The organism is Demequina sp. (genome assembly GCF_047975725.1).
GTDB lineage: Bacteria > Actinomycetota > Actinomycetes > Actinomycetales > Demequinaceae > Demequina.
Genome location: NZ_JBKEED010000010.1, coordinates 12,928 through 28,188 on the forward strand (window position 1 = coordinate 12,928; position 15,261 = coordinate 28,188).

At 70.3% G+C, this 15,261-nt stretch carries 9 protein-coding genes and 1 tRNA gene; 5 read left to right on the forward strand and 5 right to left on the reverse strand.

The genetic code is table 11. From position 1 onward, the window contains the following. The first annotated feature begins 199 nt into the window (after positions 1-199). Positions 200-1,528 (forward strand): MFS transporter, encoded by a 1,329-nt coding sequence (locus ACK5NO_RS02100; protein WP_416811014.1) that lies wholly within the window; start codon positions 200-202, stop codon positions 1,526-1,528. Positions 1,529-1,630: 102 nt separating this feature from the next. On the opposite strand, the gene ACK5NO_RS02105 is transcribed toward ACK5NO_RS02100, so the two are convergent. The 3 genes from ACK5NO_RS02105 to ACK5NO_RS02115 all read right to left on the reverse strand — a co-directional run bounded on the left by ACK5NO_RS02105 (position 1,631) and on the right by ACK5NO_RS02115 (position 6,345). Continuing rightward, a complete protein-coding gene (locus tag ACK5NO_RS02105; RefSeq protein ID WP_416811015.1) occupies positions 1,631-1,945 on the reverse strand; it encodes a DUF6458 family protein in 315 nt (104 codons plus the stop codon). 156 nt (positions 1,946-2,101) lie between these two features. Further along, positions 2,102-3,463, reverse strand: a complete 1,362-nt coding sequence (locus tag ACK5NO_RS02110; protein ID WP_416811016.1) for an SWIM zinc finger family protein — start codon at positions 3,461-3,463, stop codon at positions 2,102-2,104. After that, positions 3,460-6,345, reverse strand: a complete 2,886-nt coding sequence (locus ACK5NO_RS02115) for a hypothetical protein (protein ID WP_416811017.1) — start codon at positions 6,343-6,345, stop codon at positions 3,460-3,462. The genes ACK5NO_RS02110 and ACK5NO_RS02115 overlap by 4 nt, the downstream gene beginning before the upstream one ends. Positions 6,346-6,483: 138 nt before the next feature. Between ACK5NO_RS02115 and ACK5NO_RS02120 the strand changes: the two genes are divergently transcribed. The 4 genes from ACK5NO_RS02120 to ACK5NO_RS02135 all read left to right on the forward strand — a co-directional run bounded on the left by ACK5NO_RS02120 (position 6,484) and on the right by ACK5NO_RS02135 (position 11,753). Beyond that, positions 6,484-7,392 carry an aldose 1-epimerase gene (locus ACK5NO_RS02120; protein WP_416811018.1) on the forward strand — a complete coding sequence of 303 codons (909 nt, stop codon included), beginning with the start codon at positions 6,484-6,486 and terminating at the stop codon, positions 7,390-7,392. Positions 7,393-7,405: 13 nt separating this feature from the next. Continuing rightward, on the forward strand, positions 7,406-9,907 hold the full coding sequence (locus ACK5NO_RS02125; RefSeq protein ID WP_416811019.1) for an alkaline phosphatase family protein: 2,502 nt from the start codon (positions 7,406-7,408) through the stop codon (positions 9,905-9,907). Between the two features lie 32 nt (positions 9,908-9,939). Then, positions 9,940-10,010, forward strand: a tRNA-Gly gene (locus tag ACK5NO_RS02130). Between the two features lie 360 nt (positions 10,011-10,370). After that, on the forward strand, positions 10,371-11,753 hold the full coding sequence (locus ACK5NO_RS02135; protein WP_416811020.1) for a UTP--glucose-1-phosphate uridylyltransferase: 1,383 nt from the start codon (positions 10,371-10,373) through the stop codon (positions 11,751-11,753). Positions 11,754-11,788: 35 nt separating this feature from the next. On the opposite strand, the gene ACK5NO_RS02140 is transcribed toward ACK5NO_RS02135, so the two are convergent. Beyond that, complete coding sequence (locus ACK5NO_RS02140; protein ID WP_416811021.1) at positions 11,789-12,616, reverse strand: DUF4190 domain-containing protein; 828 nt, start codon at positions 12,614-12,616, stop codon at positions 11,789-11,791. Between the two features lie 780 nt (positions 12,617-13,396). After that, on the reverse strand, positions 13,397-15,241 hold the full coding sequence (locus ACK5NO_RS02145; RefSeq protein WP_416811022.1) for a cytochrome c oxidase assembly protein: 1,845 nt from the start codon (positions 15,239-15,241) through the stop codon (positions 13,397-13,399). Positions 15,242-15,261: the final 20 nt, after the last annotated feature.

Here is a 15,261-nt window from a genome sequence, read left to right on the forward strand (position 1 = left end):
CCCAGCGTAGGGCGGTGACGTGACACCAATGTTTCACCCCCTCTCTCGCCAAATGGATCCATTTGCTCGGGTGGGGAGGGACGCGAAGCGGTCAAATGGATCCATTTGCTCGGGTGGGGAGGGGCTCTGCGCCGTCAAATGGATCCATTTGACGGCGTAGGTTAGAGGGCATGCCCACACCTCGTACTGGCCGGACTGCATGAATCGCACCTTTGCGTCGCTGGGCTACTTCAACTACCGCCTATGGTTCGCCGGAGCACTGGTCTCCAACGTCGGCACCTGGATGCACCGCATCGCCCAAGACTGGGTAGTGCTGACCGACCTCACCGACGAGTCCGGCACCGCCGTGGGCATCGTCACCGCACTGCAGTTCCTGCCGTTCCTGCTCCTGGGGCCCATCGCGGGAGTGGCCGCCGACCGGTTCAGGCCACGGCGCCTGCTCATGGCCACCCAGGGCGCCGCCGCGGTGCTGGGCATCGCCCTTGGCGCGCTCATCATGCTGGGCCACATCGAGTTGTGGCACATGTACGCCTTCGCTTTCGCGCTGGGCGTCGTGAGCGCCTTCGACCAGCCGGTCCGCCAGACCTTCGTGTCCTCGCTCGTGCCCGAGGACTCACTCGCCAACGCGGTGAGCCTGAACTCCGCATCGTTCAACGCCGCCCGCCTGCTGGGTCCTGCCGTCGCGGGTTTCGCGGTCGCCGCGGTCGGCCCCGGCTGGGTGTTCGTCATCAACGGACTGACCTTTGTCGCCACCATGATCGCCCTGGTCGCGATGCGCATGAGCGAGTTGCAGGTGGTCCCCCGAGCCCCGCGTGGCAAGGGAGCCGTCCGGGAGGGCTTCCACTACCTGCGCGAGCGTGCGGACATCATCGTCATCACCGTGACCGTCTCGATCGTCGCCATGCTGGGACTGAACTTCCAGATGACCTCAGCGCTCATGGCGCGCGTCGAATTTGGCCGCGGACCCGCGGACTACGGAATCGTCGGCTCCGTGCTCGCCATCGGCTCACTCACCGGCGCACTCGTGGCCGCCCGCCGTCGGCGCCCCCGCATGCGCACGGTGCTGGCTGCCGCTGGAGCCTTTGGCGTGACCAGCTGCGCGATGGCGGCGATGCCCACCTTCGCGACCTACACCGCGACGGGCATGCTCGTGGGCTTCTTCGCCCTGACCATGCTCACCAGCGCCAACGCCTACGTCCAGACCACGACCGCCGCTCAGATGCGCGGCCGCGTGATGGCGCTGTACTCGATGATGCTCATGGGCACCACACCCATTGGTAGCCCACTCATCGGATGGATCGGCGAGAACGTCAGCGCGCGCTGGGCCGTGGGCGTGGGCGGCATCGCGTCGCTCGCCATCGCGCTCGTCGCGTTCGGCTGGTCGCTGCGCTATTGGAACCTCGAGGTCACGTACCACCGCAGCCGCCCTCGCTTGCAGTTCACCTATCCCAGCAAGATCAACAACAGGGACGATGCGCTTCTCACCTTGCGCGCCCAGCACGTCGAAGACGTCTCGAGCCAGCCGTAGTTGGCCGTGAGTCCCGCCTCAACGCACTGGAGCCGCGCCCCCAGGGACCAGGGGCGCGGCTCCTCGCACCACTTCCCACGCGGCTGAGAGCCGCGCGACCTGCTAGACGGTGGACGGGCCGCCGGTCTCTTCACGACGCTCGGAGACGTAGCCGCCCTGCTGAGCGGGCGCCTGAGCGGGCGCCTGTGCGGGCGCCTGAGTCTGCTGCACGGCGGGCGCATCGGTGCGCTGCTCCGTGACGGTGGTGCGCTTGCGGTTCTGCGCGTTCATGACGAGCGAAATGATGATCGCGAGCACACCCGCGCCCATCAGGATCCACCCGACGAGGTATAGGTCGACTGCCTCGACGCTCTCGTTGAGCGCGAAGGCGAGGATCGCGCCCAACGCGATCATGAAGATGCCGGTACCGATGGCCATGACTGGTCTCCTCCCGTAGGGCGGCGCCGCCATCTGCGCGATGCGCCGGGGACTGTCCCCAGGCGACGCCTGCTCCCCTCCCAACCCGCCCGGGTGCACGCATATTCCCGGGTGATTCGCGCATCGGCCGTCTAGCAGGGCCGATGCACGGGCCGGCTACCGCTGTGCGGTCGCCGTGAGGGTCGCGGCGAGCACGTGCTTGCACGGCCCCCGCTCGCCCCGATGCTTGGCGAACCAGGGGCACAGGCAGCGGTCGCCCTCCGGCGCGAGAGTCACGGGGTAGCGCGTGCCAGCGGAGTTGACCACCCATTCGCCCTGTCCCGTGCCTGCCGTGACCGCGCCTGCCGTGACCAGCTCCCACGCGTCGCGCAAGCGCGGCTGGGCCTGAGCCAAAGCGGATCGGTCATAGGGCAGGTCGCGGTGGAAGTAGGCGCCTGCGGTGAGGTCGAAGCCCACCCGGCCAGCGGCGCCCAGCACCGCGAGCGCCGCACCCGCCGTGGCCTCGTCGAGCCCGGTCGTCGTCGCGAGCGCCGCCGGATCGAGCGCCGCCTGGCCTTCGAGCAGGCGCTCGACGCGTGCCACATGGGCCTCGTCGACCCCGGCCAGCGACGTGAGCACGTGCCCCTCGCCTGAGAAGCCTCGCCATTGCTCGGGCGAGATCACGAGCGTGTAGCGCGCGCCCTCCAGCTCGACTACCCAGGCGGACGGCTGCAGCGCGGCAGGCGCGGCACCCGCGCCCGCGAGCGCGACCCGCGATCGCATCGGCGGGGCATACACCGTGAGCGAGCGCGCCCAGCGTGCGACACGGCCCAGCGTCTCGAGGCGACGGGGCTCGACGAGCGCGGCGACCTGCCCCGTCGAAACCGACGTGACCCGTACGGGCCCTGTGCCAAAGCTCACCCAGGGCGTGCGACGGCCGGTGCGCAGGCGCGGCAGGTCGCGAATGGCGGCGCGGGCGGCGGCCCCCTCGAGACGCGCCACTGGCGCCATGTCGGCCTGTGCGATCTGTGCTTCGGAAAAGCCACGCAGCCACCGCTCTGGCAGCGGCACGCGCTCCTCGACGGCGGCACCCGTGAGGGTTTCCACCCCCAAGGATTCCGCTCCGACGGTCAGGCGAAGAGGCTCGCCCGAGCCCACCCCTGCGAGTGCCGCGCGCACCGGCTCGTTGAGGTCCACATTGGTGGTGCCCCAGTCGAGGTGCTGGGCGTCGAAGCCCGCCGCGTCAATGTCGAGCCGCGCATAGACGCCGTTGCAGCTCGAGAAGCTCTCGAAGCGCAGCACCGTGAGGTTAGAGGTGACGACGGGGTCTTTCATGCGGGCCCGCACGCCGGGATCGAAGTACCGCGTGCGGGACACCTCTGCGATCGCGAGCAAGGCTCGGGCCACCTGCTCCGGCTGCTCAAGGAATCCCTCGAAGAAGTGGGGATGCGCCTCGCGCCCGCCGCTCGTCGCGAGCCCAAGCCCGCGCGCGTCGAGGGTCGAGCGGGTGGCGTACGCGATGGCGTGCTCGGTGGTCATGGCGTGAGTGCTTTCGCATGGGCCAGCAGCCGCTTGGCTGCTTTGGCTCGCTTGCTGGAACCGGCCGATGCGCCCTCCAGGGCCGCACGACTCTTGGGGTCCGCAAGACTCGCCAGGGCGGGTGCGCCACCGCGATCGAGGGCGACTTCCCAGGCCTCGAGCAGCGCACCCAGGTCGCGGTGGGAGCCGTCGATGCCCGCCACCGTTGCCTCGCACAGCGCCGCTACGTGCGACGCCGCGTCAGTGCGGGCCATCTGGGCAAAGAGGGTGGCTGCGCGGGCGAGCCCCGGCGCGCCCTCGTTCGCCATCCTCGCGAGCAGGGTGCCTGTGGCGTGGGGGTCGACGGCAGGCAGCGCGAGCGCCCCGACGTCGACGAGCGCCGCGCGCGGCTCGGGCAACGCGCTCAGGGCGACGGCCACCACGAGCATGCGGGCACCCGCCCCCAGGGGCGAGCCGCCTTGCCCGAGCGCGAGCACCGCGCACACCTCGTCGCGGTCGCGGCGCGACGAATCGGGATCCTCGATGACGGCGACGGCCAGCTCTGCCATCACCAGGTCGCGATGACGCGGGACGAGCGTCAGTGCCCAGGCGTTGCGCCCGCCGTCCCAGTCGCCTGTGCCCGTGAGTTCGCGCACGTGCGCCTGAAAGCTCCCGTGAAGCGCCCTCGAGGTCACCGCAGCCAGCGGCCTCGAGACCGGATCCGTCACGTGCAGCGTGGAGCGCTTGCGTGCAGGCTCGACCAGGGGCAGCGGCGCACTCATGAGGACACCCCACTGCGTCCGCTCGGACTGCAGTTCGACGTCCGTCACACGGTCGTGCTCGGCGGCAACCTGCGCAGCGAGCGCCGCCTCCTGTGGTCCCGGGCCGTCGCCCACGAGTGCGAGGGCCGCGCGAGCAATGTCGTGGTCCAGCGCCGTGAGCTGGTGCGCGAGCGTGCCGTCGATGCCGTCCACATCGAGCCGCGCGAGCGCGTGGGCGGCTTCGAAGCGACCGGCGCGAGAGCCGCTCGTCACGAGCGTGGCCAACCGCTCAACGAACTCGGGCGCAGCGATGAGTCCATCGCTGCGGGTGGGCAGGGCGAGGCTCGGTCGAGGCGCGACAGCACTGGCAGCGGCCGCTTCCCACCACCGCGCCTCGAGTGCTCCGCGCCCGCCCGGATCTGAGCGGCGATGTGCGTAGCGGGTGTCGTCTACCGCCACGGTCGGGACCACCAGCGCATCGAGCCACGCCCCCGTCGCGGGGTACAGATGCTCCGTGGTCACAGGAGCCTCGCCCTCGAGCCACGCCAGGACTGCGGCGTCTTCAGGCCCAGCGGCGACGGTGACGACCGCACCGTCGGCGGCGTGCGCGCGCACGCAGCGGCGCCTGACGGCGGCGCGCGCCGGCGACAGCAACGTCGAATCCAGGTCCTGGGCGCGGTACCGACAAAGGCCATCGAGCAGCCGCTCAAGATCCTCTGGCGAGGCGCCGCGTCCGCCGGGCACGGCACAGACGTGCGACAGCACCTCCGCGAACTGCTCGGGGGTCAGCGCGGGCTCGACGGGCGTGGGGGCCACCAGTGCTGGCGCCTCGGGCGTGCCGCCTTCCTCTGCCTCCGGCTCACCGTCGTGGCCGCCGTGGCCGCCGTGGCCGCCGTGGCCGTGGTCCTCGCCGAGCCGCCCCATGACCCGCAGCGCTTCCTCAAGCCCCACCCGCACCCCAGGCGCCACGAGCGTGCGGTACTCGGCAAGCGCATCGGCGCCCTCGCAAGCGACCGCGCGACGTACCCCCTCGGCCTGAAGATCGGCATGCGCGTGAGCGAGCAAGGCCCGCGCGACCTCTGGGGCCCGGACGGCGGGCGCGAGCGTGTCGAGCAAGCGCAGGACCGCTCGGCCGCTGGCCTTAGTGCCGCCCTCGATGGCCGCGGCGCCGGCCATCGCGATCCTGTCAACGTCGAGGTCGACACCCCCATGGGCGATGGCCAGAAGCCACGCGCACACCTGAGCGTGCTCGGCGGCGCGTCCGTTCTCAAGGACGGAGACCAGGGAACTCGCGTGCGGAGCGAGTTCGTCGGGTGTGGGGTCGAGGGCCACGACCAGGCGGCGCAGCGCGCCCGCCGTGCCGGGACGAGGGTCGGCCGCCAGACCCGTGAGCGCGGCCTTCAGCAAGGCGAGCCGGTCAAGCAGACCGGCCTCCACGTGCGGCAACACGACGGCGGCCAGTTGGTCTCCCGCGAAGCCGGCGAAGTGGTCCGCGACGGTGGGGATGGCGAGCGAGGTCGCCATCCCGGCGCGCAGCTGCGCATCAGCCGCCAGTTGCTCCCCTGCGAGCGAGACCTCATCCGCACGCGACCAGCGCGAGGCTGTCGCCTCCCACGCCGCCCGCCAGTAGGCCGCGTCGCGCGACGGCATGCCGTCGGTGAAGCCCGCTTGCTCGCACGCCCTGATCGCCCACCAACCCGCGGTTCCCTCTTGGTAGCGCGCGCACTCCTTGAGCCAGGCGGCCCTCACGCGAGCCGGACGAGAGGCCAACAGCCGTACCGCCTCAGGGTGCACGGGAGCGCCGATGCGCGCCGGTCGCAGCCACAGCAGCTCCCGGTCTGCCGCTGTGACGGTCGCCGCGCCGAAGAGTGCGATCTGGCGCACGTGCTCACCTTGGATGTCACCCGTCACGGCGCCTTTGACGTCCTTGCGCCATGGGCGGGCGAACTCGTACAGGACCGGCGCGAGCGGAGCCCGCCGAGACTCGGGCAGGGCCTCCACCGCCAGTGCGACGGCCTCGGGATCGTCGAGGTCTACGGGCGAGCCAAACAGTGCGCTGGCGGTCTCCCTGAGTGCCCGCCGGTCGGCCGCTTCGCGCGCGCCGAACACTCGTCGTGCCGCCCACTGCACAATCTCGCTCACCACACCCCCTCGTACCTGGGGTCACGGTAGCGACGGGGGCGCGCTGCGACAAGGGTGATGTGGCGCACGTCGCGTGACGGCCCCACCCTCGCGAGTCAAATGGATCCATTTGACCGCAAGGGGCGGCACAATGACCCCATGGCGGACACCGTGATCATCGAGAACGACCACTGGCGCGTGGGGCTGCTGCCTTCTTTGGGCGGATCGGTCGGCTTTGGCCAGGCGCGCGTGGCAGGTGCCTGGGAGGACGTCCTACGCCCCACCCCCGAGGACCCTGACGGCCCCGGAGCGACGGCGTCCTACCCGCTGGTGCCCTGGTCCAACCGCATTCGCGGCGGCCTGCTGCGCTTCGCGGGCCGCGAGTACCAGTTGCGCGTGAACTTCCCCGACGGCACCGCGATCCACGGCACCGGCTGGGACTTCCCCTGGACCGTGGTCGAGCACACCGACACTCGCGCGGTGCTCGAGTTAGTCTCGCGCGACTTCTACGGCGTGAACTGGCCGTGGACCTTCACGGCCCGCTTCACGTATGAGCTCGACGGCACCGCCTTCCGGTGGACCTACGCGCTGACCAACACCGACCACGAGACCTTCCCCGCCGGGTACGGGCACCACCCGTACTTTGTGCGTTCGGTCGCCGGATCGGCCGATGCGCTGCTCCAGGTCGAGGCGGACAAGGCCTACGCGCTGGTCGACGCCATGGCGGCCTCCGAGGCGGCCGAGATCCGCCCCGCCGCGGACTTCCGTTCGGCGCGTCCCCTCGGTGAGGCGTTCGTCGACGACTGCCTCACGGGCAGGCGGGGCGAGCGCCTGGCCACCATTGACTGGCCCGGCGCCCTCGCCGTCGACGTCACCGCCGACGCGAACCTCAGCCACACGGTGCTCTACATCCCCGAGGGGCAGCCGTACTTCGCGCTCGAACCCGTCTCGCACGCCAACGACGGCTTCAACCTCGCCGAGGACCACGTGTCCGGCGCCGGGATGTTCCTGGTACAGCCGGGCGAGACGCGCTCCGCATCGTTCACCCTGACGGCCCGCACGGCCTAACGGGAGGGCGGGGGTGTCGGCGTCGCGTCACGAGGCCGCAGGCGCACGCCGCCCCCCCAGCGTCCTCGCGCTCATCGGGCTGACGCTCCTCACGGGCGCCGCCTCCCTCGCGCTCGGCTTCGTCTTGGCCATCGAGGGCTCGGGGCTCAGCTCCCGCGCGCCATGGAGCGCCAATGCAGTGGTCGTGTCCGCACTCTTTGTCACCGTGGGTGCGGCGCACGTTGCGCTCGGCGTGCTGCTCGTGCGCGGAGCCAACACCGCGCGCGTCATCCTTACGGTGCTGGCCGCGTTGACCGTCCTCGCCACCTGGTACGACGCCCTCGGGGCCGGTAGCGACGCACTGCGTGTGGGCTTAGGACCGGTGGCGATCGAAGCGACGCTCGTGGCCCTTGCCTGGGTGCGCCCCACGCGACGGTACTTCCAGTCGGAACAGGGCAGGCGCATCGGCCGGGCGGTGCAGACCACCACGCGCAGCGGGTGGCGCCGGGCGGCAGAGGTGCTCGCCCAGGTCGCGATGCTGGGGCTGACCGTGTGGATCACCCCAGGCGTGGGCGCCGACCACTGGTTCGCGGTGCCCCTCGCCGCGGTCGCCGTCGGCGTGGTGTCCTGGGCGTTGCAGCCGTTGCTGCTGCACGTGGCCGGACGGTTCGGGTGGGTAGGCGCATTGTCCACGGCGCTGCTGGCCCAGGTGACCACCCTGGGACTCGCTCTGTGGGTCACGCCTGGCATTGTGGTGTCGTCACTGTGGTGGGCGGTGGTGGCAACGTGGGTGTTCGCCATCGGTTCGACCCTGGTCGCGTGGGGCTTCTCCGTGGGCACCGAGGACTACCTGCTGGTGCATGCGGCGCGCATGGCGGCATCGGCGCCCGCGCTAGAGGACGCCCAGGTGCGCGGCGTCGTCTTTGTCCAGCTCGACGGTGTGCCAGCGCCGTTGCTCGAATCGCAGTTGCGCGCAGGCAACTTGCCGACCATCTCGCGCTGGATCCGCTCCGGCAGTCACACGTGGACCGAGTGGACCGCGCGCGTCCCGTCGACCACCCCCGTGTCCCAGGCGGGCATCCTGCACGGCTCTAACGAGAACATCCCGGCGTTTCGCTGGTGGGACCGCTCGCTGGGGCGCCTGCTCGTGGCCAACCGGCCGGCCGATGCCACGCTCATCGAGGCGATGGTCTCCGACGGCCGCGGGCTGCTCGCCGACGACGGGGTGTCGATCTCCAACCTGTTCACTGGCGACGCCCCCACGAGCCACCTCACGATGAGCGCGGCGGGCTCAGCCAATGCCGCGCTGGGCGGCACGGAGGCCTACGCCACGTTCTTCGCGCACCCTGCCGGATTCTCGCGCGCGCTCGTGCTGACCCTCGGCGAGATGGTCAAGGAGCGGGTGCAGGCCTGGAGACAGGAACGGCGCGACGTGCAACCCAGGGTGCATCGCGGAGGCGCCTACGTGCTGCTGCGAGGCGTCACCAACGTGATGCTGCGCGACCTCAACGTGTCGCTCGTGGTGGGCTCCATGGCGCGCGGCGCGAGGTCCATCTACGTAGACTTTGTGGACTACGACGAGATCGCCCACCACGCGGGCGTGACCCGGCCAGAGTCGCTCGCGTCGCTGTATGGGCTCGACGGGGTGCTGTCGACGCTCGAGCGTTTCGCGGAGTCCGGGCTTGCGGCGCGGCCCTACGACATCGTGCTCGTGTCCGACCATGGCCAGAGCCAGGGGGCGACGTTCCTCCAGCGCGCGGGGGTGTCTCTCGAAGAACTCGTGCGGTCGAGCACGGGGGCTACATCGGTGGCGGTCGCAGTGGACCGCGAGGGCGCGGGCGCGCCCGCCGAACTACTCGTGAGTGAACTGGCCGGGACGGGTTCGCGGACGGCCAGGGCCGCGCAGCGCGCCATCGCTGGAGCCGATGCGCGGGCTGAGTCGCGAGATTCTCCGCCTCGAGGGGTGGCCGGCACCCCCGAGATCGCCGTCGTGGGATCCGGCAACCTGGGAGGCATCTGGTTCACCGACGCCGACCACGGCCTCGACCTGACCGAAATCGACGAGCGCCACCCCGAACTGGTCGCGACGTTAGCCGGCCATCTGGGCATCGGCTTCGTGGTGGTGCGCACCGCAGACGGTCCGGTCGCCATCGGCGAGCGCGGCACTCGCGACCTCCACACCTCAGTGGTGACCGGCGAGGATCCGCTCGCCCCCTACCCGGCCCACACGGCCGCGGACTTTGCCCGCGCATCGGCCTTCTTGGACGCCCCCGACATCTACGTGAACTCGGTGTACGACGCGCAGCTCGACGAGGTCGCGGCCTTCGAAGAACTCGTCGGATGCCACGGCGGCGTGGGCGGTTGGCAAACCCGGCCGCTGCTCGTGTACCCCGCGGCGTGGCATATGGGCCGGGACTTGGTCGATTCCAGCGGCCGGCTCTACGGCGCGGACGCGGTGCACCGCCAGCTCGTGCGGTGGCTCGAGGAGTTGGGGCACCGGTCAGCGCTCGCGGGTCCACCCGGCGAGCCCGGCTAGTATGGTGGCTGGTGTCGCCTCTGGCGGCGCACGCGGGTGTAGTTCAATGGCAGAACTTCAGCTTCCCAAGCTGATAGCGCGGGTTCGATTCCCGTCACCCGCTCTCTTGTGACATCTCGGCCGCCTTCGCTGCCTCGCGCCGCCCCCTCTCGGTTCGCCCTGTCGCGGTTCGCTCTGCCTCGCCCCGCCTCATCCCCGTTCACCCTGTCTCGCGCCGCCCCCTCCAGGTTCGCGTAGACCTGGCCCACTTTCGAGGCGCGCGTGCGTCCTGCGCGTAGGTCGCGGCGGCCGCGCGGGCCTCATCTACGCGCAGCGCGCAGCGGCCGCGCGAATATGGGCGACGTCTACGCGAACACCGGGAGCGGGGTGCGGTGCCGCAGCGCAGATGTCAGCCACGTGAATTCTGGTGGCCGCGCGGCCACCCGGCACCCGCATTGGCCCTGACCCCTCTACGCTCGAAGGCATGAGCGCTGAAGGACTTGCCCAGGCACAGCAGAAGATGCGCGACGGAGGCGTCAGCGACGCCGCGATCGCCGTGTTCAGTCACTACTACGAGGCCCTCGAGGCCGGCGCGACCGGCCTGATCCCCGAGGAGACCATCGAGCCGTTGCTCGATCCCGACCGCCTCGAGGACGTGGACGTCAATGACGACGCGGCCGCGGACGCCCTGTCCAAGACCGTCATCATCAAGCTCAATGGCGGGCTCGGCACGTCTATGGGCATGGACCGCGCCAAGTCGCTGCTGCCCGTGCGTGACGGCAAGAGCTTCCTTGACCTCATCGCAGGCCAGGTGCGCCAGGCCCGCGAGGCCACGGGTGCGCGCCTGCCGCTGGTGTTGATGAACTCGTTCCGCACGCAGGAGGACTCGCTCGCGGCGCTCGCCCAGCACCCGGACATCGAGGTCGACGGGCTGCCGCTGGACTTCCTGCAGAACCGCGAGCCCAAGATCCGCATCGACGACATGACGCCGGTGGACTGGCCCGCCGACCCCACTCTCGAATGGTGCCCTCCGGGCCACGGCGACATTTATACGGCGCTGCTGTCCTCGGGCGTTCTTGAGCGGCTCCTTGAGGCGGGCTTCAAGTACGCGAGCGCTTCGAACTCGGACAACCTGGGGGCCGTGCCGAGCGCGCGCATCGCCGGTTGGTTCGCTGCCTCGGGCGCGCCGTACGCCGCGGAACTGTGCCGCCGCACCGCCGCCGACCGCAAGGGCGGCCACCTCGCGATCCGCCGCTCGGACGGCCAGCTGATTCTGCGCGACACCGCCCAGACGCCGCCCGATCAGATGGACTACTTCACCGACGAGCACCGCCACCCGTACTTCCACACCAACAACCTGTGGTGGGACCTCGAGAAGCTCCACGCGGCGCTGACCGAGCGCGGCGCGGTGCTGGGCCTGCCGCTGATCCGCAACGAGAAGACGGTGGACCCCACGGACTCGTCGTCCCCCAAGGTGTTCCAGATCGAGACCGCTATGGGCGCTGCCATCGAGGTGTTCGAGGGTGCGACGGCCATCGTCGTGGGCCGCGACCGGTTCCTGCCCGTCAAGACCACCAACGACCTGCTGCTGCTGCGGTCGGACGCCTACCGGCTCGAGGAGGACGGCGCACTGCGCCTGGCAGTCGACGCCGCCCCCCTGATCGACCTGGACTCGCGTTTCTACAAGACCGTGGGCGACTTCGACGCGCGCTTCCCCGCGGGCGCGCCGTCGCTGCGCGCCGCCTCGTCTCTCACCGTTGCAGGCGACTGGACCTTTGGGGCCGATGTGGTCGTCACCGGGGATGCGTCCCTTGACGACGCCGATGCGCCCGGCACCATCGCGGATGGCGTCACCCTCGAGGGGTAGTCAGCAACCGTACGCTGGCGCGTTGCCGCGGGCGTCTACTCGACGCCCGGGCACGGGCCCGCGAACATGCCTTCCATCGCGGAGTACGAGAAGGACGGCTCGTTGCCGCCCTTGTAGCCCACGGTGAAGCACCAATCCGATGCGGTCGTGCCGGACATGTACAGGTCGGCAAGCCCAGTGAGGTGTGCATCGAGGGTCTCGCCGGCGACCGTGTAGGAGTCGCCATTGCGTGAGACCTCGGGCAGCTGGCCCGTCTCCACGGCGTAGGTCGCGGCCGCGGCGCCCACGGCGCTGACGTCCTGCTGCGCTTGAATGTCGATGTCGTCGGCCGTCACCCGATCGGTGAGCAAGAAGTACAGCCCCACGCCCGTCGCGACGAGTCCGATCCAGCCCAGCACCGCTCCCGCCACCGCGAACGAGCGGTGTCGGGCACGGCCCTTGCGCGCCGCAGAGATGCCCAGGTGGCCCAGCACGATGGCGACGGGGCTGAGCAGTAGCAGCGCCGAAGCGTAGGCGGCGATCCCCATCCACTCGCGGTCGGGATGGGGCTCGGGCTCCGTGGCCGTCGGCTCGCCGGGTTCAGCGCCCTCTCCGTCGGGTTCGGAGGTGGGCTCCGGGTCGTCGATCACGACGTCGGGGCTCTTGGGCGTCGGGGGAAGGGACGGCGACGGCTCAGAGGGGTGCGCGGGCGGGTCCGTCTCGGTGGTGGTCGATGCCGCCGGAGAGGCGCCGCTTGCCCGGTCGCGAGAGTAGCCCGGCGCGATGGCCGATGCGCTGGTGGGCTCCGCGAGGATCGCGTCCCATGGCGCGGGTTCAGCGGCACGGGTCGGCGCGCTGCTGCCGGTCTGCGTCACGTCGCTCATCGTTCCTCCTGGTGAGTGTCGCCCCCTCCGGGTTTCACGGTACCCCGGGTGGCGTGGGACGGGGCGAACGTGGCCCCGGGATTCGGGCGACACGGGTATCAGGCGCGCAAGCAACGACCGACACGCGTCGAGACGGGTATCAACCGGGAGGGAGCACGGGTGTCCACGCGTGTCGGTCGCGGGCCGCGCTGTCGCACCCGTCTAGCGTGTGGATAACGGCCCCACCGAGGGCCGGGCAAGGCTAAGGCCCCCCGCAATTCGAGTGCGGGGGGCCTTGCCATGACCGAGAAGTTCTCGCGATCTGGGGATAACTCCCCTGACCACGACGGCCGCGATTGACGATGCGGCTACACCCCTCGAAAGAGATGTCCTCCTGGTCGACGCCCCGGGCCGTCAAGCCCCTGTGCCGTCACCCACAGTCTGTCGCAGGGCTCCCGTGAGAGCCCCCGACAACGTGGACCGACGTTGTCCGAAGCGTCCGGTTCTTCACACCCCACCACGCCGATCTACCAGGCATGTCGGCTCGTATGACCCGAGTCGCGCAGCTGGCCCGCCGGCCCCTTTGCCGATCTGACGACCTGCGCTGGGCGGTGGAACTGAAGTTCCGATGGCACTAGTCGTACTCGGGTCCGGCAGGCCGCGCAAGCCCAATCGGGAACTTTTTTTCATCCACCGTTTCCCCACAGCTTTGTCCACCGCTTTTGCTCCATGTTTACCCGAACTTCACACCCCTGTGGACAAAATCTGTGGATAACGCAGGGCTGTGGAAAGCGCTGGGGATCACTGCTCGCGGTCGCGCTCGGCCACCTGCGCGAGCATCGCGTTGTACGCCTTGAGTTCCGCGTCATCGTCGCGCGCGGCCTGGCGGTCCTTGCGCCGGCCTTCCTTCTCATCGTCGCGACGCCACGACACGATCACGCCAATGGCCAGCAGGACCACGGGAAGCTCGCCGATGCCCCACGCGATGGAGCCGCCATATTGCTGGTCCGTGATCGCGTCGGGTCCCCAGTCGCGCCCCATGAGCCCAAACCAGGTGGGCGCAAGCAGCACCTGCGAGGCCATGATCGTGACGCCAAAGAACGCATGGAAGGCCATGGTCGCGAACAACATCACGATGCGCATGGGGTAGGACGGCCGGTTCGGACCAGGATCGATACCCACAAGCGCGTTGGCAAAGAAGTACCCCGCGAGCGTGAAGTGCACGATCATCCACAGGTGACCCACGTGGTTGCGCAACGCAAACTCGAACAGGGGCGAGTAGTAGAAGATCACCAGCGAGCCGGCGAAGTTCACGGCCGCGAAAATGGGGTTCGACAGCAGCCTGAGCAGCCGTGAGTCGATGACTCCGCGCAGGTACTCGCGCGGCCCACGCGAGCCATCCGTGCGGGCAGGCAGCGCGCGCAGCGCGAGCGTCACGGGCGCGCCTAGCGCGAGCGGGATGGGCGCGACCATCACCAAGAGCATGTGTTCGACCATGTGGGCACTGAACGTGACCATGCCGTAGATGGTCGGGGCGCCCTGCGTGATCCACAGCATGGCCGCGATGCCCAGCATGAACCAGGCGGTGCGATACCAGGGCCAGGTGTCGCCGCGGCGGCGCAGCCGTGCGACCCACAGGGCGTACATCACGCCCGCGGTGATGACCGCGAAGGCCGTGAGAATTTCCAACCGCCACAGCGACACCCAGTGCCAGGCCGACGGCGCGGGCGGCAGGGGATAGCCGGTGAGGGAGTAGGCCGGGGTGGGGTCCTCAAGCGCCTCGATGGGCACGGGCGGGGCGGTGCCCGACAGCACCACGGCGACCAGCACGACCGCGACCAGCGCGGCGACGTCGACCATCATCACGCGCCAGAACCGCTCGCGCACATGGGCGTCGCTCAGGCTCGGCAGCGTGGTGCGGCGGTGCCAGGCCGCGAGCGCGACTGCCACGGACATGAGCGCAATCTTGAGCACCAACAGCCACCCGTAGGTGGTGGTCCACAGGTCCGCCACGCTGCCCAGCCGCACCCACGCGTTCGCGACACCGGACACGATGATCGCGACGGCGGCCCACAGTGCGATCCGGGACCCGCGCTGGACGGCGAGACGCGCATCGGCCCCGAGCGGCCCCCTCATGAGCATCAGTACACCAATGGCGCCAAGCCAGACTGCGGAGGCGGCAAGGTGCAGGAACATCGCCGAGGTGGCGAGGTGGTGGTCGGCAGCCCCCGCCGCGTGGCCCGTCTGCGCCTGCCAGCCCAGGGCCCACACCACCGGGCCAAGGGACCACGCCGCGGCCACGGGAGTGCGCACCATCGCGGCCAGTACCGACGTGACCAGCGCCGCGAGCGCCATCTGCGCGTAGGCAATACCCAGGTCGATGGTGGTCACGAAGGCCCACACCTCTTCGACAAACCGCTCGGGCTCGACGGAGTCGTTGCGAATGTAGGCGTAGGAGACGAACACATAGGCGACGGCGGACACGGCCCACGCGATGGACGACCAGCGCGCGACTGCCGCGGCGCGGTCGACGGCCCGGTGGGCAGTGGGCAGCATCGCGGCGATGGCGAGCAGACCGCCTACGGTGAAGGCCAGCGCCACGTCGCGGATGCCGCCAGTGAGGGCGACCAGGGACTCGACTGGCATGGCTCAAGGGTACGCGCGCG